This window comes from Psychrobacter sp. DAB_AL62B (assembly GCF_028895345.1).
Lineage (GTDB): Bacteria > Pseudomonadota > Gammaproteobacteria > Pseudomonadales > Moraxellaceae > Psychrobacter.
Map to the genome: position 1 here is coordinate 57,025 of NZ_SAXC01000005.1, position 21,921 is coordinate 78,945.

18 protein-coding genes and 1 pseudogene are annotated in these 21,921 nt (G+C 41.2%); 10 read left to right on the top strand and 9 right to left on the bottom strand.

What is annotated here, in order from left to right; all coding sequences use genetic code 11:
- Window positions 1-23: 23 nt before the first annotated feature.
- The 3 genes from EPB74_RS08405 to EPB74_RS08415 all read left to right on the top strand — a co-directional run bounded on the left by EPB74_RS08405 (window position 24) and on the right by EPB74_RS08415 (window position 3,871).
- A complete protein-coding gene (locus EPB74_RS08405) occupies window positions 24-1,481 on the top strand; it encodes a UDP-N-acetylmuramoyl-tripeptide--D-alanyl-D-alanine ligase (protein WP_274903808.1) in 1,458 nt (485 codons plus the stop codon).
- 3 nt (window positions 1,482-1,484) lie between these two features.
- A complete protein-coding gene (mraY, locus tag EPB74_RS08410) occupies window positions 1,485-2,603 on the top strand; it encodes a phospho-N-acetylmuramoyl-pentapeptide-transferase (RefSeq protein ID WP_274903809.1) in 1,119 nt (372 codons plus the stop codon).
- A 305-nt stretch (window positions 2,604-2,908) separates the two neighbouring features.
- The gene (locus EPB74_RS08415) at window positions 2,909-3,871 is read left to right on the top strand and encodes a putative RNA methyltransferase (protein ID WP_274903810.1); all 963 of its coding nucleotides are present in this window, start codon (window positions 2,909-2,911) and stop codon (window positions 3,869-3,871) included.
- Window positions 3,872-3,991: 120 nt separating this feature from the next.
- Here EPB74_RS08415 and cls read toward each other — a convergent pair whose 3' ends face one another.
- Both cls and EPB74_RS08425 read right to left on the bottom strand, forming a co-directional pair.
- Complete coding sequence (gene cls, locus EPB74_RS08420) at window positions 3,992-5,431, bottom strand: cardiolipin synthase (RefSeq protein ID WP_274903811.1); 1,440 nt, start codon at window positions 5,429-5,431, stop codon at window positions 3,992-3,994.
- 128 nt (window positions 5,432-5,559) lie between these two features.
- Window positions 5,560-6,351 (bottom strand): YdcF family protein, encoded by a 792-nt coding sequence (locus EPB74_RS08425; RefSeq protein WP_274903812.1) that lies wholly within the window; start codon window positions 6,349-6,351, stop codon window positions 5,560-5,562.
- Between the two features lie 290 nt (window positions 6,352-6,641).
- Here EPB74_RS08425 and EPB74_RS08430 point away from each other — a divergent pair, with 290 nt between their 5' ends.
- Both EPB74_RS08430 and EPB74_RS08435 read left to right on the top strand, forming a co-directional pair.
- Window positions 6,642-7,733: a hypothetical protein gene (locus tag EPB74_RS08430; protein ID WP_274903813.1), complete on the top strand. Its 1,092-nt coding sequence runs from the start codon at window positions 6,642-6,644 to the stop codon at window positions 7,731-7,733.
- 190 nt (window positions 7,734-7,923) lie between these two features.
- Complete coding sequence (locus EPB74_RS08435; RefSeq protein ID WP_274903814.1) at window positions 7,924-8,784, top strand: sterol desaturase family protein; 861 nt, start codon at window positions 7,924-7,926, stop codon at window positions 8,782-8,784.
- 222 nt (window positions 8,785-9,006) lie between these two features.
- On the opposite strand, the pseudogene EPB74_RS13405 reads toward EPB74_RS08435, so the two are convergent.
- From EPB74_RS13405 to EPB74_RS08460, 6 genes and pseudogenes are all read right to left on the bottom strand, one after another.
- A pseudogene (locus EPB74_RS13405) lies at window positions 9,007-9,159 on the bottom strand (IS630 family transposase); the annotation flags it as partial.
- Between the two features lie 70 nt (window positions 9,160-9,229).
- Window positions 9,230-10,276: a Csu type fimbrial protein gene (locus EPB74_RS08440; protein WP_274903815.1), complete on the bottom strand. Its 1,047-nt coding sequence runs from the start codon at window positions 10,274-10,276 to the stop codon at window positions 9,230-9,232.
- Window positions 10,276-12,750 carry a fimbria/pilus outer membrane usher protein gene (locus EPB74_RS08445; protein ID WP_274903816.1) on the bottom strand — a complete coding sequence of 825 codons (2,475 nt, stop codon included), beginning with the start codon at window positions 12,748-12,750 and terminating at the stop codon, window positions 10,276-10,278. The genes EPB74_RS08440 and EPB74_RS08445 overlap by 1 nt, the downstream gene beginning before the upstream one ends.
- A complete protein-coding gene (locus EPB74_RS08450; RefSeq protein ID WP_274903817.1) occupies window positions 12,701-13,387 on the bottom strand; it encodes a fimbrial biogenesis chaperone in 687 nt (228 codons plus the stop codon). The genes EPB74_RS08445 and EPB74_RS08450 overlap by 50 nt, the downstream gene beginning before the upstream one ends.
- A gap of 80 nt (window positions 13,388-13,467) precedes the next feature.
- A complete protein-coding gene (locus EPB74_RS08455) occupies window positions 13,468-13,998 on the bottom strand; it encodes a spore coat protein U domain-containing protein (protein WP_274903818.1) in 531 nt (176 codons plus the stop codon).
- An 884-nt stretch (window positions 13,999-14,882) separates the two neighbouring features.
- Window positions 14,883-16,115: a CAP domain-containing protein gene (locus EPB74_RS08460; protein WP_274903819.1), complete on the bottom strand. Its 1,233-nt coding sequence runs from the start codon at window positions 16,113-16,115 to the stop codon at window positions 14,883-14,885.
- 104 nt (window positions 16,116-16,219) lie between these two features.
- Here EPB74_RS08460 and EPB74_RS08465 point away from each other — a divergent pair, with 104 nt between their 5' ends.
- The 5 genes from EPB74_RS08465 (at window position 16,220) to EPB74_RS08485 (ending at window position 21,091) form a co-directional block, all read left to right on the top strand.
- Window positions 16,220-16,561: an IS630 transposase-related protein gene (locus EPB74_RS08465; RefSeq protein ID WP_274903820.1), complete on the top strand. Its 342-nt coding sequence runs from the start codon at window positions 16,220-16,222 to the stop codon at window positions 16,559-16,561.
- Entirely contained in the window at window positions 16,524-17,144 is a 621-nt protein-coding gene (locus tag EPB74_RS08470; protein ID WP_274903821.1) for a transposase, read from the top strand. The genes EPB74_RS08465 and EPB74_RS08470 overlap by 38 nt, the downstream gene beginning before the upstream one ends.
- 412 nt (window positions 17,145-17,556) lie before the next feature.
- Window positions 17,557-17,946, top strand: coding sequence for a hypothetical protein (locus EPB74_RS08475; protein ID WP_274903822.1), 390 nt, complete (start codon window positions 17,557-17,559; stop codon window positions 17,944-17,946).
- A 47-nt stretch (window positions 17,947-17,993) separates the two neighbouring features.
- Window positions 17,994-18,503 (top strand): hypothetical protein, encoded by a 510-nt coding sequence (locus EPB74_RS08480; protein WP_274903823.1) that lies wholly within the window; start codon window positions 17,994-17,996, stop codon window positions 18,501-18,503.
- 1,748 nt (window positions 18,504-20,251) lie between these two features.
- Window positions 20,252-21,091 carry a M48 family metallopeptidase gene (locus tag EPB74_RS08485; RefSeq protein WP_274903824.1) on the top strand — a complete coding sequence of 280 codons (840 nt, stop codon included), beginning with the start codon at window positions 20,252-20,254 and terminating at the stop codon, window positions 21,089-21,091.
- A gap of 36 nt (window positions 21,092-21,127) precedes the next feature.
- Here EPB74_RS08485 and EPB74_RS08490 read toward each other — a convergent pair whose 3' ends face one another.
- The gene (locus EPB74_RS08490; protein ID WP_274903825.1) at window positions 21,128-21,601 is read right to left on the bottom strand and encodes a hypothetical protein; all 474 of its coding nucleotides are present in this window, start codon (window positions 21,599-21,601) and stop codon (window positions 21,128-21,130) included.
- Window positions 21,602-21,921: the final 320 nt, after the last annotated feature.

Genomic DNA, 21,921 nt, shown 5'->3' on the forward strand with positions numbered 1-21,921 from the left:
AATCATCATATAAGGTAATCACTATGACAGCCGACAACGATAACACCATTCAGTCGCAAGGGCTGTATGTTTGGCAAGTCGAGAATTTGCTCGCGGCGACAGCGGCACTTGATGGGCGTTGGCAGCCAGATGCAGAGCAAGCAGAATTCAGTAATACTATTGCAGACACGAACAAGCAAGTGACAAGCACTCGTATCGCCACTGACACTCGCACGATAAAAACTGGTGATATCTTTTTAGCCCTGAGCGGTGATAATTTTGATGGTCACGATTATATTGAGTTGGCTGCCTCACAAGGTGCGGTAGCGGCGATCGTCTCTCGTCCCATCACTACTAATATCCCACAGCTAATCGTTAGTGATACGCGCTTAGCGTTAGGGCAATTGGCCGCTTATCGTCGTCAGCAGCATAAAGACTTAACGGTCATTGCCATCACCGGCTCGAGTGGCAAGACGACTTGCAAAGAGATGCTCGGTAGCATCTTTGGTAGATTGGCACCGACATTGATTACGCGTGGCAACCTAAATAATGACTTGGGTGTACCGATGATGCTACTTGAGCTATCGGATCATCATCGCTATGCCATCTTGGAATTGGGCGCCAATCATATTGGTGAGATTGCTTATACAGCTGAAATTGTCCAACCTGATGTGGCTTGTATCCTAAATATTGGCACCGCGCATCTGGGTGAGTTTGGTAGCCGTGACGGTATTTGTCAAACTAAAGCAGAGATTTATCATACCTTGAATGATAGCCAATTTGCGATTGTGCCTGATAAAGACGACTTTACCAATCAGCTACGCCGTATTGCGGAAACGCATACCTCACATGTGATTGGTTTTGGTAATACCGACGTCAGCGCCAGTCATTTAGATGTCGAGCCTGAACGCAGTGAGTTTAAATTACATATTGGCAGCCAAGTCCATGATATCAATCTGCCATTAGCGGGCGAGCATAACGTCAATAATGCCTTGGCGGCTGCTGCTTGTGCGCATGCGTTAAATATTGACATTAATGACATTGTCATCGGGCTTGAAAACGCCCGTCCTGCTAAAGGGCGCTTGAATAGTCAGCTGCTTGGCATGCATCGCTTGATTGATGATACCTATAATGCCAACCCACATTCGGTACGTGCGGCTGCTAAAGTATTAGCGGCGCAAACCGGCACGCAAGTGATGGTGTTAGGCGATATTGCTGAGCTAGGGGATGCTGCAGTTAGCGAACACCAAAGCTTGGGTCGGACTATCGCTACCGCGGGTATCAATGTACTGCTTTGTGTGGGTGAGTATGCACCTTATACCGTAGCAGGTGCGCAAGAAATTTCTGATATCAGTGCTCATGCGTTTACTGATAAAGACAGTTTATTACAGTATTTACAGCCATATTTACAAGCGCAACAGGCTCAGCCTTGTACTGTGTTGTTCAAAGGCTCTCGTTCCATGGAAATGGAAACACTTATCAATGCGCTAGTAGAGGAGTAGGCGGTGTTAGTTTGGTTGTTTGGCTGGCTTGGTCAGTATTATACCCCGTTTTCTGCGGTTTCTTCTTTGACGCTGCGCGCGTTGCTGGCGGTCATTACCGCCCTTGCCTTTAGTATGGTTTTTGGTGGTCGCGTCATTCGGCGCTTGAAAGCGCTAAAGTATGGTCAGGCGATTCGTAATGATGGTCCGCAATCGCATTTGCTCAAAACTGGCACCCCGACCATGGGTGGGGTGCTGATTTTAAGTGCGATTGGAGTGTCGACCTTACTCTGGGCACGTTTGAATAATCCTTATGTTTGGATTTTGCTCATCGTGATGATTATTTTTGGCGCGGTAGGCTGGGCGGATGATTGGCTCAAAATTAAATATAAAAACCCCAAAGGCTTAATCGCTCGCAAAAAATACTTTTGGCTATCCATGGGCGCATTATTCGTCGGTATTTCTTTATATTATATCGCGACGTTACAGCCGGATATTGTTACGACTCGCGAAATGCAAGATTTGCTAATACCTATCTTTAAAGATTGGATGATTCCATTTTCGGCCGTACCGTTTGGAATTGGTTTTATTATCTTTACTTATTTTGTGATTAATGGTGCCTCTAACGCCGTCAACTTGACCGATGGCTTGGATGGCTTGGCTATTTTACCGGTGGTCTTAGTCGCAGCAGGTTTAGGCGCGATGGCATATGTCTCTGGTGACGTACGCTTTGCTGATTACTTGCACGTGCCTTATATTGCCTATAATTCTGAGGTGATTATTGTCTGCGGGGCGATGATTGGCGCAGGGCTTGGCTTCTTATGGTTCAATGCTCATCCAGCGCAAGTATTTATGGGTGATGTGGGTGCGCTGTCACTGGGCGCGATGCTCGGTACGATTGCCGTCATGACCCGTCAAGAAATCGCTTTTGCGATTATGGGTGGACTCTTTGTTGCCGAAGCACTGTCGGTAATAGTACAAGTGGGTTCGTATAAGCTACGCAAAAAACGCGTCTTTCGTATGGCACCGCTACATCATCACTTTGAAGAGATTGGCTGGAAAGAAACCCAAGTGGTCGCAAGGTTTTGGATTATCGCCATCATCCTTGTTATCCTTGGATTGATGACGTTAAAGCTGCGTTAACACAGCATGACTCTTATTAATGATAGACAGTTCAACATAAAAAAGATGCATTTAAAATAGCGCTCTGCTGGTATAAATCTTCCTCGCTTGCTGTACGCTGAGCGTTCCAAAGGCTTCGAAAAATTCATCCCAGCAGCACTGTTTTATTTTTAAAGTGAATTGACGGTAGGTTATTAAAAAAGCCATCTCAAATTTATTGAGATGGCTTTTTTGTTTCCTATGTTATCTTCTCTTTTCTCATGCCTTTTATTACTTACTGAGCATGAACTTTGATAAAATGTCAGCCATATTGTTATGACTTTGAGATGCTTGTGTCCTTATTTATTTGTCCCCTTTGTCAGTCACCACTACAGCCCGCAATAGATACATGGCGCTGTGATGGTAGCTTGCACCCGAAGCAAACAACTCATCCATTTGATGTAGCACGTCAAGGTTATGTCAACCTACTGCCTGTCCAACAAAAAAAATCTAAAGCCCCCGGAGATAGCCAAGCGTCCATCGAGGCGCGAAAGCGATTTTTGAATGCGGCGCATTATCAGCCGTTACAGGCGCTTATTTGTCAAAAAATGATTGAATTACTGGCGCAAAATGAGTCGGTCACTAAGCCAATAGCTGAGCAGGATAAAGAGCTTGTCCATTGGTTAGATATTGGTTGCGGGGAAGGCTATTATACGCAGGCAATGGCACAAACTGGCGTGGATATCCTCCTTGCTGCAGACATTAGTAAACCTGCCGTGCTAGAGCTTGCGAAAGTGAGTAAAGCTGCAGGTAAGCTTTGGTCTCAGAAAAATCAGAATGATGGCTTTAAAATAGCTGACGGCTCTAAAACAGCAGCGATTTATCCAATGGTAACCAGCGCCGCCAATTTACCATTACGCGCGCATAGTGTGATGGGGATTAGCAGTATTTTTAGTCCTATCTTGCCAGAAGTATTTAATGAAGTGTTAAGCGATGAGGGCTATTTAATCATTGCGAAGCCAGATGTTGGGCACTTAGCGACGATGCGTGACGCTTTATTTGATGACGTCCGTGAGCATGATTCTGATAAGTTTTTGCAGGAATTAGCCCCATATTTTATGCTGCTAAACACTTGTCGTGTCAGTACTGAGATGACATTATCAGAGGATAATTTAGCTGACTTACTGACCATGACGCCTTATGCATATCGCGCACGTAGTGAAAAAAGACAAGCGCTATTAGCAAAAGTTGCGACACAATCATTCGTAACCGAAGCAAAATTTATCGTCTATATTTTGCAAAAAAAGTAGTGTCATAAGACTAATCTTACATTTGATTCACTTTTAAATGAATCCCAGTAGTGCGTTATAATATTTGTGTTTCTGTTATTTATGACTGACTACATTAAGTTGTAACTTATCAAACATGGTTTATAAAACTGGCCCCATTGTAGCAATGACGTTATTCCAAATCCTATAAGACAGCGGCCAGTTTTTGACTTCCTCACGCGTGACTTCATCTGAGTCAGCGATATACTGATATTGGCGCTGCATAATGTCAGCCGTGAGCGCGGTATCGCTAAAGACAATATTGTTTTCATAGTTCAAATCAAAGCTACGCAAATCTAAATTGGTCGAGCCAATCAAGCTGACTTCACCATCGACCGTGAGGGTCTTTGCGTGTAGTAATCCTGGCTTATACTCATAGATTTTTACGCCTGCTTCAAGCAATTGCCAATAATAACTATGACTGGTCGCGGCGACGATAAAGGAGTCGTTGTTTTGAGGAAAAATCATCGTGACATCAACCCCGCGATAGGCGGTTGCGCATAAGATGCTGACCAGGGAATAATCCGGTACAAAATAGGGCGTAGAGATAATCAGCGTGTGCTGCGCTTGACTAATCAATGTACCCAAAAACTGCGGCGTGGTGCCGTGGCGCTGGGTCGGACCATCTGAAAAAACTTGGGCGGGAAAGCCATTAAGCTTTGGCGTGCTATCGTAAAAAAAGCTATCGAGTGGGGTATCGGGGTTTTCAATCAGCCAGTCACTGGCAAACAGCATCTGATTTTGCCCAACGATGGGTCCTTCGATACGCAGCATAATATCGACCCACGGCGCATATTTTGGTTTTACGCGAAACTCAGGATCGGCACAATTACGACTACCAGAATAGCCAATTTTGCCATCAATTACGGTAATCTTGCGGTGATTACGCAAGTCAATACGACTAAAAAACAATACTTTAAAAATATTCTTAATCGGTAGTGCCACACTGACTTGTACGCCAGCGTCTATCATTTCCTGCCATATCTTTGAGCCTACCATCTTACGTGAACCCATGCCATCGACCATCGCGCGACAAGTGACGCCACGCTTTGTAGCTCGGATAAGTGCTTGAGCCGTATCAATCCCCATGCCATCGACGAGCCAAATATAATACAGCACGTGGATATGTTCGGTCGCTGCGTCAAAATCGGCAATCATGCGTCTGCGGGTCTCAGTAGCATCCGCCATTAGCTCAGCGCTATTACCTACGGTAGTCTGAAAGCCTGTGGCTTTTGCAGAGTAGGCAAAAGCCGCTTGATACTCAGGCTTCATAACCTTTGCTAATGTTATCTTGCTACCCAGAACGGCTGGGTTATGAGCATTTAACCTATCAATAATTTTTTTACGTTTTTGCGTAAAGTCACGACCTAAATGCACTTCACCGAACATCCAGTAAATCAGCACGCCAAAATAAGGCAAAACGAATAAGACGACAATCCACGCCAATCTCGCAGGCGAGGTCAAATCATGACGAGATAAGACTCGTAAAGAAATCAGTACCAGCAGGATAAAATGTAGGGTCAATAAGATATCTAATATCACAATGCCGTCCTTTATTATTATTATTTTAAAATCAAATGTGGCTTATTGGTGATGCTGGCTTATTCTGAACTAACCATTTCCATCAATAAAATATCATATCTCTGATACATGACAGAAAAAACAGGCATTCAGTATTCTCCTAAGAGCCAACCGCTGACAAAGGCAAAATACTCTCGAAACCAAGCGTTATAGCGAATAGATAGCGGAGTAGGGCTGGCGAGCATGATAGGCTGCTGATAGCCTTGGCGACGAGCAATGGCTGCTGCGCGAATGGTATGAAAATCACTGGTCACGATAGCGATGGGCGCCGTCATAGAAACGTCTTTTGCGGCTAATAGCGCTTGGCTATTGGCTAGATTCTCTGCTGTACTGGTGCTTTTGCCTTCTTGCAAAATGTGCTCGAATGCAATGTTATAAGTCTCATGCAAATAGGTTGCCATAATATTGGCTTCACTACGTGTCTGTCCAAAACCAACGCCACCACTGGTAATGACCAAGGCGTTTTTTTGTGATGTAATAAGCGGCGCGGCAGTATCTAAGCGCTTGGCAAGTGTTGGCGTGGGCTTGCCTGCGACCGTACCTGAACCCAAGACAATAATAGCCGTGACTTCAGGTGTGGGTTGCTTGCTAAGTTTCATCTGCTGCAATGAGAAAATAAATACCCCAAAGCTGAGAAACCAGATAAAAAATATGATCCATAGCGCATACCAAAGGCGTGTCAACCAACGATTTTGAATCACAAAGTGACGAATAGCGTGCCAAAATATACCATGGGTAACGAAGATGACACCTATCAAAAGCGGCACAACCGTACCAAAGTTGACCTTACCGACTGTCATCAAAGCAATACAATCAACGATTACAGCCACACCGACAACGGATAAAACGACACGTACTGCCGTGACTAAAGTCTTTAACATAAATCGCTCTAAATCTAAGTAAAAGTATAGTGATAATAAGCATCTATTCGTTGTGATGCGTGGTATCAAAACCAAGCTCAGGGCCGACAAGTACGATACCAGCCAAAGCGCCAATATGATACGTAATCGACCTAACCTTTTTTATAAAACGGTTAGAAAATACGAATAGAGTACGCTAGTTAACAGCGCCAATAGTAAACGCAATATTTTATCTTTATGCTATCAATTCTAAAATATTGTTGGTAACATTATGTAATGGACGTTAAATAACTATCACAAGGAAGTGTGTTATGAGTTTACAACAGTTGGGCATGAAAGCCTTACATGATTTTGATGACGTTCGTCAAAGTCCGTTACCACAAGAACGCCTAAAAGCGGCACGAGCAAAAGCGACCGCCTTTCGAGAGCGCTTCATGGATGAGCCATGCGTACAGTTTTATCAAAGTGCGGATATGGTCAGAGTTCCCTATCCAACGTGGTACGCTTACAGTGGTGTCTATACCCAAAGCACCTATAAATTTCCCTACCTGCACATCCTTAATCGAATTTTTATCGTTCAATACTATGACCTCTTAGGAGAGTTGAAGACATTATTGTTTTCACCTTCGGATATCGATGCGGATCGCGAAACACCGTTTTTTAAGCGTCTCACCGATAGAATGCCAAACTGGTCACCACTTGAGAATATGGTCGCACCCATTACCCGTGATGTCACGCAAGCGCTCAAAGAGGTAAATCTAAAGCCAGAAGATATCGATTACATCAGTTACGACCACCTCCATACCCAAGATGTGCGCCAATGGCTCGGTACGACTACCGACTCGACAGATAGACCGGCATATTTCCCTAATGCCAAATTACTCGTACACGAAAAAGAGTGGCAAAGCGTGCAAGGGCTGTTACCAGTACAAGCGGAATGGTACTGTCCGAACGGTATTGATGGTGTTGATCCTGATAAGGTCATCACTTTTACGAGTAGCATACAATTAGGTAAAGGTTTGGCGCTAGTACACACGCCAGGTCACACTGAAGGCAACCATTCACTAGTCGCTAGAGTACCTGATGGTATCCGCGTTACCTCAGAAAACGGCGTGGGTGTAGATGCTTATGCACCTATGAACTCAAGCGTTAAGGCGATTCGCCGCTATGCCAAAGATACCGGTATGGAAGTCATCTTAAATGGCAATACATTGGAAGACAGTACCGACCAATACATTTCTATGATCATAGAAAAAACTATTGCGGGTCCATCCAAGAATCCCGATTTCCCAAATTGTGCATCGAGTAGTGAAGCCACTCCATACTGGCTAATACCCAGTCATAAAGTAAGCTATTTGATTGGTGAGGCAACGTTCGGGTCTTTGATCAAGGACAACGCTTAAATAGTTCGCAGATGAACTAAAGATCGGTGACGCCGTCAAAACCATACTCAAAGGTGGGGAAAATCATGAGCTTTTAGTGGTGCCGGGTTTCATGGCAAAGATACTTAGACTGCAAATGCGGCCGCTAGCAGTCAGTTGGGTAAACTGGGTGGGTAATCAAACGTTCGCATAGTCTATGAAGAGGTGACATATGGATGTGTTCTCATATTGGCAAGGATTCTATAATGACCCTTGGTTTTGGCAGTTCCCGATGGCAACGCTAGCCATTAGCATGGCGGCTTTTTTGGTGGTTGCTATTCCGTGGACGGTCGTTGCTTGGCTAGATCCTAAGCCACTACGCAAATATAAGATTCAACAAAAACCGTTCGAGATGCAAAAGTTCCTGCTGCCGTCCATTGGTCGTATCGTGGTCAATAATGTGATTTTGGCATCGTTACTAGTGCTCAGTTGGCCACTATTAAAATTGACCGGTGTGCACAGCGGTGAGATGCCGGTATGGTATTTCATCATCGCACAATTGGTTTTCTTTGTGCTGCTAGATGATTTCTTGTATTACTGGATGCATAGATATATGCATGAGAATAAATGGTTATTGAAGCACATTCACAGTGTGCATCATCGCATTCATAATACTTGCGGTATCAATGGCAACTATATGCATTGGGTGGAGTATTCGCTGACTGCGACATTGACTTTGGTTGGTCCGATTCTGATTGGGGCGCATATTTATGTCGTATATATGTGGGTGATATTACGTCAGGTCGAAGGCGCTGATGGTCATATCGGTTATGACATACCTTGGAACCCGATACATTTATTGCCAGTCTATGAAGGGCCGGTCTATCACGACTTTCATCATGCCAAGTTCAAAGGCAATTACGCTGGCTTTTTGCCATATTTAGACAAGTATTTAGGTGGAACGCATATACCCGCTTATCTCAATTATCTTAAAGAGAAGAAAAGTGGTCTGACGCCATTAGAGATTGAGCAAAGCGCGCGACAAGCTAAGCAACGCAAAAAAGCTACGCTACATAGTAAAACCAGAACCTAATTTAAAGCGTCTAAGTTTATAGTGGCAATACATAGTAGAGTAGTAAATAGTAGCAATACGAAAATCCCCTTTGAACATACCTTTAGCGATGATTGCTGTTACTCTTTTACAAGTTGGTCATTTAATCTTTTTTAATAATAATAGTGGGCTGTAGTAGATAAGGATTAAATATAAGCGCAAATAAAAACAAACTGCAAATAAACAGGGTATTAATCGTTATATTTAAGTCTTTATAAAATAGATACAACTCTTATCGTAAAATAGTTTAGGCAGGTTATTCTCCACCCACCCTTGGCGTAGAAACTTTGCCTGAGCCCATTCTTTCTTGATAGGGTTTAAGTCAGGACTGTATAGTGGTAGAAATAAAAGCCTGTGACCGTGCCTAGCTGTATTTGAATGAGGAAAATTTTAAAAATGTTTATCATCAATTGTTATCAGGCTTATTTCAATAGTTAACTCTAATAGTGACGGTATCAGAGTAGGTATCGGGTTTAAAATCAGCGCTAGGCACAGTGACATAAACAGTCTTATTTTGAACTTCTCCACTACCAGTTCCCTTTACGCCATTTCCCACACTTGTAGAAGTGGCAGTATTACCCCATATGGCTCCACCAAGACCAGTAGCAGAACGTAGTTGGTATGGCACAATTGGGTTAGTATCAGATCCCTTCATAAGACCAGCACCATTTAGACTACCATTGGAAGGAGCCAAGCCGATGTTATAGGCTGTGGTATTTGTGCAGGTAATACCGATAGCGTTATTACCTGTAATATCTTTTTCACTAGCTGGATGGGGACCCAAATCAATATTAGGTTTGGCAGTGACTTTACAGCTGGGAATTACGATAGCTTGAACTGTAAAGGGAAATCGAATAGTTCCTTGAGCTTCTGGTGTTAAGCAATTAGAAAGGTTTTGGTTGACATTAGTACTAATAGTTATCGCAGTATGAGCGCCATTAAAATTATTACTATATATTCCTGGTACAGGTTGTGCATTGCTTGAGAGCAAGGAGATATTGATAGTTTCTTTACCTGAAATAGTACTCTGACCAAATAGATAAGGTCTTGCTGGAATATATATTGGGCCTGAGCTGTATTCAGTTCCAACGCCAGGATTACGTGTTCCCCAGATGCCGCCTTTTGACAATGTCATATTAAAAGCTAACTCGCGATTACTGGGTACAGTCTTCATATAACGTGGAATAACAGCACTGGGTTTATCTCCACCATCTGCTGCAAGACAAACTGAAACATAACCTGGTGTGTTACCAGTGTTAGTGCAACTATAGTTCAGCGTACCTGAAATACTGGCGCTGCCAACATCATCTGAGGTGATTGGGTCAAAATTCACGAGGCCGGTTGCGCCCGGTACAGCATTCATACCTGCTTTGCACGTCACAGATAGTGCAGCCTGCACATTACCTGTTGGTAACCATAAAGGCAGCAAGATTAAAAATGGGCTGTAACGCCATTGAAAGATTTTTATTTTCATTACTTTACCTTCTGACAAGTGAACGGACCAATGAGTGGAATGTCATCACCTTGTTTTTGATAATCAAAGCTAACAGTGCAGATATCACCAGAAGGGATGCTTACCTCTAATATATTATGCTCGTCAAGCGTATCTAAATATACTTCACCATCAAAGCCGACGATAGCCGACGGCGCATCCTTCTTAGTAGTCAAACGCACTTGACTGCCAATCTCTATCGGCTGATTTTCGCTGTCCGTTAAAATAATAGAGGCAGAGCGTACTGGAGTGAGTTTGAAGTTGACTAATGTGCCAGCGCGGTCAGTAGGTGTGGCTTCAAGCGCTACTTTGTCTATACGCAGGTCGGCAGGTAAGTCCATAGGGTCGATGCCAATCTTATTCTCTTGATAAGCATTCAGCGGTGATATCAGCAATAGACCACGACTATTAGTGGTACCGATAACATTGTTTTGTAGCAGCACTGGTACATCTGCGACGCCATCAGTTGAGACAACGGCAAAACCATCGTTAATTTGGCGTGCGGCAAATAAGCCACCGCCCATCATGACTAGCGAGCCTGTGCCACTGGCAAAGGTAGAGTAATTGCCATCGTAACTACTGAGTCCTGCTTGTACCTGACCGTAGCGACCAAGATAATTTAATTCTGCTAATCCACCACTGTTGTTATTATTATCTATGCTGCTATCAATACTGTGCCGCGCCTGCGCGCGCCACCCTAAACCGCCTGCACCCGGAGCCGATTGTGACACGTCGGCTACAAAATCATTGCGATCGTCTGTATGCTGGACACTGCTATTAAACGAGATATTACGGTCTAGTGAAAACGAGGCTCCAATGGAAGCACTATTATTCGCCGAGTCATTAATGTCATGGTTATAGCTGGCGTTTATACTGAGCCGTCGGCCAAAGGATTTACTCCAATAGGCACTGGCAAATTGCGCAGTATCTTCCTCCGCATAGTCCACCTGATTATAACTTAATCCAAAACTACCTAAAGATTGGGTGCTATAACCGGTTGAAATTTGATTGCTTTGACGTATGGGGGTTGATCCGTATTGGGTGGCGACATCACGATAATCGCCGCTGGTACCTAGGGTGTTAAGACCGATATTGAAGCGGTTGTTGTTCCATGAATAGCTGCCACTATATTGCATACCGCTTTGTCCTTGGCTCTCACTGCCTGCCAATGAGGCAAATAAGACACCGCCTGAACCGCCTAATACCCACGTTCCACCAACGCCTGCATTAGCAAGACCTTTAGTCGCTTCAGCGTGAGTCTCAGCGGTGAAGCGGTTATTTACGCCATAACGCCAAGTACCAAAGGCGGCAATATCATCGCCATAATCAAAAGATTTGGTTCCGTAATTCTCGCGTACAGTGCCGAGCTCTACAGACCAGTCGGACAGCCCTGGTCGCAGCAATCGATGAGTATCATAAAGTGAAAAGTTAACCGTAGAGCTTTGTCCTAAGGCGTCGGTTAATACGAGCTGGGCATTACCTGCACCGCTGATGCTAGGCGCAGTATTTAGCTCAAAGGGGCCAGCCGGTACCTCACCACTATATTGCTTTAGACCGTTGACATAAAGTTCTACCGCTGAAGGCAGGGTAGCTGAACCAAAAAATGATGGCAGTGGAGTAGTAGTCATATAAGGTTGCAAATCAAAATTGCTACCAAACTGTAGACCACCCAAGCGTGTAGAGCGTGTCCATGACAACGCCCCGGTGAGGATATCCCCGGCACGCACGGTCATGAGCTTATCAGGAAAAGATTGACTCCAGCTGGTATCTAACCGAACCGTACGACTGTCCCAATCCCGGTTATTATCATTGCCATTAGCATTCTTATTAGAAAATCGGTTACCTGTGGTTAATGCAGTCGAGCTTAATACGCCTTTAGCATTAAAGGCGCGGAGTTCTGTAAAAGCACTTAGGTTGGTTGAGTTATTATCCGACCTTGAGCCATAGAAGTTGTAATTTAACAATACCCCAGGCGATGCGCTGGCTTGAGTGCGTCGGCTATCACGATTATTTAATACGGTGGTGCTTAAGTTGAGTGTACTCAAAGGAGCGATGATAGTAACGGACTGCATGCGCGCGTTATAGTCCACTTTAATATTAGCGAAACTATTGAGCGGTGCAGGATCTGTAGTACCGGGAGGCACTATAAAACCCAGCTGCTGCAGTACTGCGATACTCGCCCAAAGCTGATCGTCACGATAGTTAAAATGCGTTAAGCCTGCGCTAGCGCCATTAAGGGTAACGTCTAGATATAAGTCTAAGCCACGCGTCTGACTCGTATCCTCATCGAGGTCGAGTTGGGTAGATCTGGTATCTTTCAGGTTGAAAGAAGTAGGAAGGGCAGGAGCATTATTTATTGCTGCGGCATGGCTGCTAGAAACGACCACACTTTGCAGCAAAAGTGCTTTAGCGAGTGGAACTGTCCAACGTAACGTTTTGAATCGTGTCAGTTCCATTAATCATCACCTTAACTTTACCGGCATTCTTTAATTCATTTGGTGGTATTTTGAGTGTCCATTGCATAGTGGCACCCGGTAAAACATAACCTAGTAAGCCAGGATTTATCTCCATATTCTTACCAGTAGTATCTTCTATGCTGAGTTTGGCCAACTGTGCACGTCCATTACCAGTATTGCTGACACGCATGTTCACCTGCTGACCATCTGGCTGTACAGTGTAAGTCCATTGCAGGTTTGGAGAGGTTTGTTTAATACCTACAGGTTGTATAAATACAGGTAATGAATAACTTAGTGCAAACTGTAAACCAGTCTTTTGTTCAGTAGATTTAACCGGTATTTCATCAATTGACAGTCTATAAGCGTCTTCAACAGCGCCAACGCCACTTGGCGGAGCAGATGCACGAATAATACGAATGAGCTGTTTTTCACCCGGTTGCAGTTCAATCATTGGCGGACTGACCAATAACCCTCGTGATGCGGTGAGCTGATCGCCTTTGTTATCCTGAGACCAATGGTACACACGCACTTGCGCATGTACTACATCGTTACCAGTATTACTGAGCGTCAGGCCGCTAGCATTTTGTTTGGCTTGCAAGCTTAATGAAATGGGAGAGACCTGAAGACCGCTCGCCATTGCCACTCCACTAGACAATAATAAACCAGAGAAAATACTGTGTATCGCAACACGGCGTAGCCAGAGACTTAGCATTTAGATTAGAAAGTTACTGAAACGTTTACAGTATCTTTGTAAGCACCAGGTGTAACATCTGCGGTATCAGTTACAGTTGCATAAACTGTGGTAGCAATACCAGTTGCATAGTTAGTAGCAGGAGCGGTTGTTACTGTATTAGTGCCAATAATATTACCCCAAGCAGTACCACCAGTACCGCCAGTAACAGAAGTCAATTTATAAGCAACTGTTTCAGTATTTGGACCGATCAAATTACCAAGACCAGTAGTATCTGTAGTTGAAACAGGTGTAAGTGCAATAATAGCAGCAGAGCCTACAGAACAATTTGTAGTAATTGTTGTAGAACCTGTAACACTGCCAGGTAACAGTTGTGCTTCACCCGCTGCAATATTGCCAAGATTGATATCAGTAGTAGCGCCCGTTACTATGGAACAGACTTGATCAACTGTTAGCAAAACATCGAACTGATCGGTTGTAATAGGTACTGCATTAGCAGCAGTCAAAGAACCAGCAGCAAGTAGTGCAGCAGTTAGTAGGGATTTATTAAATTTCATAGTATACCTCTAGGTGTTTAAATAGTTTTTGTTACTTAATAAACACATAGTTACATAGAGGCGTTAACAAACCGAGCATGAACAGACGAATGACGTTTTTGGTAGGATGAACGGTAAATTATTGGTTTTTCAAATACTTTAAGTCTATTAGATTATTTATTCACTATGTTTATGAATAAAAAATCCACACAATATATGGATCGTGGAGATTACTAAGAGGTAGTTTAGGAAAAAATATGAAGCCAATATGAGTTATAAGCTTTATATTTAAAGGGTTTGAAGGAGGTTTAGGGAAAAGCGGGACAAACAGAGGATAACTAAGATTGGCGGTGAAGGAGGAAGTCAAACATTAATTATAAGATATTGATTTAATTAATTATTATATTAAATAATAATGATATAGACCAGCTATTAGACCAACACCTTTAAAGTATTGGATGCAGTGCAGGTAATAGGATTTATCTAATAATAAGATGTAACTAAATATTTCTAGAGTATTATTTAATTTCAAACATATACTATCACTAAAAACCATTTCTAGTAGTTAGGATTTCGTTTCCTATCATCACTGCTCAGACTGTCTGATGCTACTCATCACTACCTTTAACAGTACAAGCGATCCTTTGACTACTACATCTGCATCATTCCCATTATGTGCACGAGAGATGGGTTTCTCACTAACATTCACTACTTAGTACTGAAGCAATTGTTTGCTAGAGCAATCTTAAGTTTTTAACAGGCTATCAACGATTAATGGGCGATTGGTATAGAGGATTAAAGGGTAGGAGTAATTAGAATAATAATTGACGTGATTTTATTTGTTTCTATTCAGATAAGTAGTCGCTTCAATAAAAAGCGACTACTTCTTATTTTAGTATTTTAAGTTAATAATTGACATTACCAGTACTGAACGTAAAGCTCTTTTTCTGCAAGTCTTTACTATCTATCATTACATCAAAGCTTACGGAGTATTTACTATTACCGTACAACCCACAGTTTTTACGAGTACCTGCTTCGCAACTATTTAGGCTGTCAGTGATTGGCATGATGAATGCTTCATTATCAGGAAGCTGATAGTCTGTATTCTTGTAAGGGTCATTATTATAGTCAATCACCGCAACTGGTACATCAATCTTACGAGCTACATCTGTGATTTTGATATTGCTAACTTTGATCGTTTTTGCCGACCACATTTTAACGTGAATCGGTTGACCGATTGGGTCGGTACGAAGATTTCTACCTGTGCCTTTTGTAGGATTGGGCGACTCATCGTACAAAGCTGTGTTTGTGTCAGTTGTAGCAGCGCAAGGATAAGTAGTAATGCCACTCAATTCAATAGCATCTGCATTATTCTTACTAGCGCCTGTAGAAGTTAAGATATGACCAAAAGTAGTTTTAGGGTCAGTTCCTGATGGCGTGTAAATGGAGACATTAGAGCCTGATTTGACGAAGCTTGGATCGACCAACGTACGCAGGTGATAAGGTGCTGAAAGCAAAGCTCTTGCCATGCTTATACCGATATCTTCAGGCGATGGTCTAACGCCATTAAAATTGCGTTCAGTACGACGTACAATATTTTCACTTGATGAAAATCTTAGTTCAGAATATTTAGCGGCCTTTACCCTATCTCCTAACGTAACACCCATAAAGAACGGATTTTTTGGGCCAGAGACATGTTCATAGCTTTGATAGGTATCTTCTTGATGCTGATTCACGCCGCCTAAGTTTACATTAGAAAATAGATAACCGAGGTAGTTGCTGTGTTTATATGATATTTCAGCAAGCTTGTCATCATAAGTGTAGCCACCAATACCACAGGCTTGACGCTGTAAGCTAAGGAAGTTATCAACTGCTAAGCCTGCCTGTAATTCTTCTGCTCTTTTTTCCATGTCAGATTTAGCAGGTGGCTCAGCAGGTTCAACTGGTAGTTTTTCAGGTTCTGTAGGCTTAACTGCTGGTGGTACTACTGGTTTAGCTGGTAGCGTTACCTCTGGCTGTGTAGATATATCAGGCTTAGCACTATTGTTATCTGAACTACCTCCGCCTCCACATGCCGTCAATAGAACGCTTGAGAATATAATACTCGTTAGTACACTGCTTAAAACTGATGACTTCATAACTTGCCCTTGAATATTTATTTGTATTTTCTTTAAGTCATCTATAGTAGAGCCTTTATAAAAGTGGTACAGTAGTTTTAAAACAATCGAAAAGTAAAAAGATTATGACTTATTCAGCAGACTTTCGTGCTCAAGTGATTAAAAGTGTTGAAGAACAAGACATGAGCATCAGACAAGCTTGTACATTCTATGACATTAGTAAGGCGACGCTACAGAACTGGCTTAAAGATCCTAGTATCAAACTAACTCGCAATAAACCACCCAGTAAAATACCTAATGAAGCGCTATTAAAAGATGTTGAACAGTATCCAGACGATTATATGTATGAGAGAGCACAGCGTTTTGGGTGTAGCAAGTCAGGCATAGAGGCCGCTTTAAAACGCCTCGGCATCAGTCAAAAAAAAGACCTTGGAGCATCCAAAAGCTTGCCCCCTAAAGAGGGTTAAGTATCTAAGCAAACTTAACGAATACATTGCTCAAGGCTTTGCTATTGTATACATGGATGAAAGCGGCTTTGAGTCTGAAACACTGCGCCCTTTTGGTTATGCACCGGTAGGTAAGCCTTGTATCGATAGCTATAACTGGCAAGGTAAAAAACGAACCAACGTCATTGGCGCTTTATATGAAAAGATACTTTTTGTATTAGATTACTTTAATAAAAACATCAATGGGAATATATTTTATAACTGGTGCAAAGACACGCTAATACCAAGCCTCAAAACAAAATGCGTCATTGTTATGGACAACGCCAGCTTTCATAAGCGGGTACAAAGGCTGCTGAATAGACACGGCCATCGGCTGTTATTTCTACCGCCGTACAGTCCCGATTTAAACCCTGTTGAGAAAAAATGGGCACAGGCGAAGTTTCTACGCCAAGGTTGGATGGAGAATAATCTACCTAAGCTGTTTCATGATATGGTTTGTACTAATTTTATTGTGGACCGACTACATGCAGTGACGAAATTAAAAAAGGATAAGAATACTGCTTTTAATTTTAAAAGTCATCTGTTCATCGATAAAACTCTTTAAGCATTGGTACATGAGTTTTAGTCTTTTCTAAGTCAATTGTGCTGACATTAAAGAAATAGAAAAATACACAGCCGCCATTATTGGACAGCACAACTACAGTCTTCTCATTTAAATCAAAAAGAAAGAATTTTTAATAGTTGTCATAAATAAAAGGTGAGCCTAAGCAAGAATATCTAATTACTTAGATGAGATAACTTTTATTGTAGGGATAGGCGCTTGAAGCAATTAAGGGCAGATTTGATACAGACGACGATTTATATCGTGATGTTTTTGATATGTATTGACTGAAATAAATACTTAGCTTACTAAGCAATAATTCATTGAACCATAGCAGCTTAAATTTATTGCGTTACTTATTAATAATAGGCTATATTTCACACTTTATATTCAACACTAATCGAGATTCTATAGCATGAATAATTTGAAACTTAGCCTCATAGTAAGCGTGTTGCTTGTCTCTATATTAGGGAGCTCTCAAGCATTTGCTGAAAACGTCAAAGTGCAAATTGGCACAATAAGTAAGGGTAAAGAGTTAATCTTTTTTGATCATTCAGCTGTGACAGTTGAAGATGCTACTTATCTTACAAATAAAACAGAGCATAGTATCGTTTGCAGTGATGATTTTTATGTACCTGCATATATAAGAGTAAATGGTAATAAAATTCAGCCCGTATGTTGGATACCAGCTAGAGGTGATGGAATGGGACACATAGTTCCTTTGGGTGAAGGTTTAGACTTTTATGAAGAAGGTATAAAATTTAGAAGTGCCACATTAGATCTTGATAAGAAGAAGATTCGCTAAAAATTAGCACAGCTATATCCAAAATCACTTTATTTGAGACTACTTATATGAATTATTTAATGAAGATTACTGCTATATGCTTACTTACTACTTTATCCATAGCCTCTTACGCTCAATCTATTAATGTAGCGATAAATAAAGAAGTTGCTAAGAATATTAAACTCTTGAATATTGATGAAAAAAAGGAAGCTCGTAAGAATGGCTATGAAGATGAGGCAATGAACTTTGTTTTCGATAGAAAAGAAGTTGTTATGAAGGACCTTAACTTTGATGGTATTCAGGATGCTATAGCGCTTATTTACTACTGCGAAGAGACTAGCTGCCATGCAACTACAAAGAGTGTAAATTTAGTTGTTTTTAAAGGGCTTGGCAAAAATCAATTTACTAAATTAGGATCAGCTTTTCTAGGGCTTAATGCTAAGATTAAAAATATTAATAAAGGAGTTATTAATGTAATCTCATATGACTATGGGGATGAAGATCCAGAATGTTGCCCTTCAAAACAAAGTTTAAAATCCTACAAAATAACGAACGGTAAACTAGTGAAAGCTAAATAGCCCAAAATCTTTCTACTATGATAAATTTTTGGATCGATTCTTGTTGATCACGGAAGGTGTGTTCATTCATCAGTAAGTTATTTGGGATTGGTAGCGTATCTCGCCTTCATCTTCTCCATTGCTTTGTTGCTTGTTAGCTTGCCTCAATAACTTGATTATGTAGCTGACCGTTTTCTGTTTCTAAGGTATCAATAGGTTTATAGTCGGAGCAAAGGTCTAGTAGTATTTTAGCAGATTGGTTTTTACAGTTTTTTCAGCATAGATCAAAGCTAATAATGTATATAATTCTCGGGCTTTCATACCAAACTATTACCACAAGCGAATATGATCTTTACCAGAATTATCAATAAACAAACCTCTTATAAGTCTAGTATCTTGATTCCAATCACGGATTGAATATGATTTTCTATCAGCTAAATTATATAAATCGCCACTGTCTAAAAATACGTAACGGCTAGTATCACCGTCCGGCCAATTAATAGTTAATGATGGTAATTTATAGTTAGCCCCATAAAATTGTTTGGTTCGGATATCTATTGATGAATTAACATTAGATTTTATAACTAAGCATTTTTTACTGGCTTTTTTACTTTTATAAGAACAGTTGAAGTAACCTCTGGCAGATTCATACTCTAAGAGATCACCAATCGATTGTGCAGCTTGAGCCTGAGTAAAACTAACAGACTAATTGCTATAACAACTTTTTTCATAATGCCTCTTCAATATTCTATAATATTTTATTTATTGACCAATGTTCATTGTAATATACTTTTCGGCGATTAAGCTTTTATTAAAGAAATAAAGTCATCAAAAGAATCGAACGTTTTAGTGAGGTTACTGATATAGTTACTATTCATAACTTAGTAAACTATAGTTTAGGAGAGTTATTTAATGCAGCTGATAATGAAACTTTTATTATTTCCTTTGGCTTTGCTCGCTGTTAATGCAAGTGCTGCCAATCCCACTTTTAATCATAAAGGTATACAAAAAGGTGCTACTTCATCATCTTGTTATCGTAATCCATGTAGCGTAGTAAAAGTAATGAATTTCAACCTTTAGTTTTATAAGCCTACCTATAGACTTATAAAACTAAAGGTTGTAGGTGGAACACAAGAATGGGATTCGAAAAAAACGATTTGGAACCATGACTTTCATGATTTGTATATTACATGCTCACTGAAGAAGCCCAGTGTTAAGATTGGAGATCAGACTACTATTATACCTATCAACAGAGCAGAAGGAGTTCCAGGTGTTTTATATTTTGACTCCACTATATACCTTCAGGCTTGCCATAACTTTGATGGTGACTCTACTGATGCAGCTAAAAAGTATGGCTATAACGTAAAAGAGTTTTAAAAATATCTGTAGGGTAGTGATTTAATTTGAATTAGCGTTAAAGCTTTACCTAGAGTTTTTTAGCTATCTCTATTTGAGATAACACACGGCAAGCAATGAGAAATTTTGCTTGCCGTGCTTATTTATTATCAAATAAAAGTTAACCTCGATTTTAGTATTACCCACTTCGCGATACTGTCTAGTTTCCTTATACAACTAATATTGTAGTGGCTGAGTATTATATCAATCCAGCGGAGATTGAAAACGCCATTAGCGTCAAATTACTGCCGATGTTGTTTCTTGACTTAGGTATAGAAAAAGCCCAACAACTCATTGAGAAAGTGCTAAAGATTACCCGTATTGGGCTTTCAGCAGAAACAAGAAGCCCTAGAGCAGCGAGAAGGTAGTCGCTAATGATTGAGAATAACGTTGTTTATTATGGTGAAGATAAAATTCACTATGAAGTGGTGCGTAAGGAATTCACTCTTAAGAACTCAGCTCGAAAGAAAGCAGTCGATAAGTTGGCAAGCGATAAACTTTTCATCGAAAAGACCAAGCCTCGCAAAGTTGTAATTAAGGTGCATACTGATCAGTGTGTGGTCGCCACAGTGCCTATCGATGCCACGGATGAAATGATCCATGATGCCATGATGAAACGTGCCCGCTGGATATGGCAAAGACTAAAAGATTTTGCCAAGCAACAAGATCATGTATTACCTAAGCGTTATGTCAGCGGTGAGCCCCAGTTTTATCTGGGTCGTCGTTATGTCTTAAAAGTGATAACCGATACAGAAACTAGCGATGTGATAAACAACACTGTGAAGCTCAGTCACGGTAAGCTGAATGTACAATTGTCTCAAAGTGATTCTGAGTTGGACACTGAAGAACGAGCTGCTCTTGTAAAGAGCCTTATTGATAAATGGTATAAAGATAAATTTAGGTTGATCTCTAGAGAGAGGCTTGAAGCCTTAATTTATAAGGCTTCGTGGGTTAAAGATAGTCCTTCAATAAAATTAATGACCATGAAAAAGCAGTGGGGAAGCTGCTCAACTAAAGGCAATTTAATACTTAATCCGCATTTGGTAAAAGCCCCAAAAGAATGCATTGATTACGTAATACTACATGAGCTGTGTCATATAGCCGAGCACAATCATAGCGAGCGCTTTTGGCGCTCACTAACGCAGGTGATGCCGAACTGGAAAGAGGTGAAAGCTAGGCTCGATGGGATGGCTGAGCTGTATTTGAATGAATAAGGTGGATTACTCGCATTCATTAGGGTCAAATAGTATTTAGAGACCCGAGAAACAAGTAATACTTTTTTCCTTCCTATCAAATATTAAATTTGTATAACCCATTTCCTCAACTTCGTAACCACTAGCATTATTCTTCATTACTTGCAGAGGATCGTCTGGGTAATTGTCAACTTTCGGTAGTTTAAATTGCGGACGTAGTGCGGTGAATTTAGTATCTTTAAAATAGAGCTTTAAGTGCCCCCACTCGTATCCTGCCAAATACTCAAGCTTCAACAAAGGTTGTCCAAAAGCAGTCGCATTTTTTAGAGTATAGGTAGTGATTTGTTCACCGTATCCATCAATTTCATTGGTTTTATCAACTCTAAATTTTTTGCTGGCTATAGAGGTTTTGTAACGTGCCGGTAGCTTATCGGTTGGGTTAGGAAAATTACATCCTGACATCATTGGTTTTAAGTAGGGTGTCCAATCCGTTGCGGCATTAGCGATTGCTGTATGTCCTAAAAATACCATACCCAAAACTATAGCTAATTTTTTTCATATTTTCTGCTCTTATACAATGATTGCTAATTTTAATTTGATCCGTGTTTCATATCGACTACAACAACATTTTTTCTTCAGTTAACAGCGCTTTCATTAAGTTTGTCTATATTTCCTAGAAATAGCTCCCAATCAGAACCGTCACTACCTAGGAATAGTAGTTCTCCTGTGAGGGCATCGTACTAAAGGTCCTCTAGTAGTAGGCTAGCAATATCATCCTCATCCACGGGTTAATCAATATACCCGCCATTATCGTTATTGTGTTCAGTTATATTGTAAGACGGATCTATGAC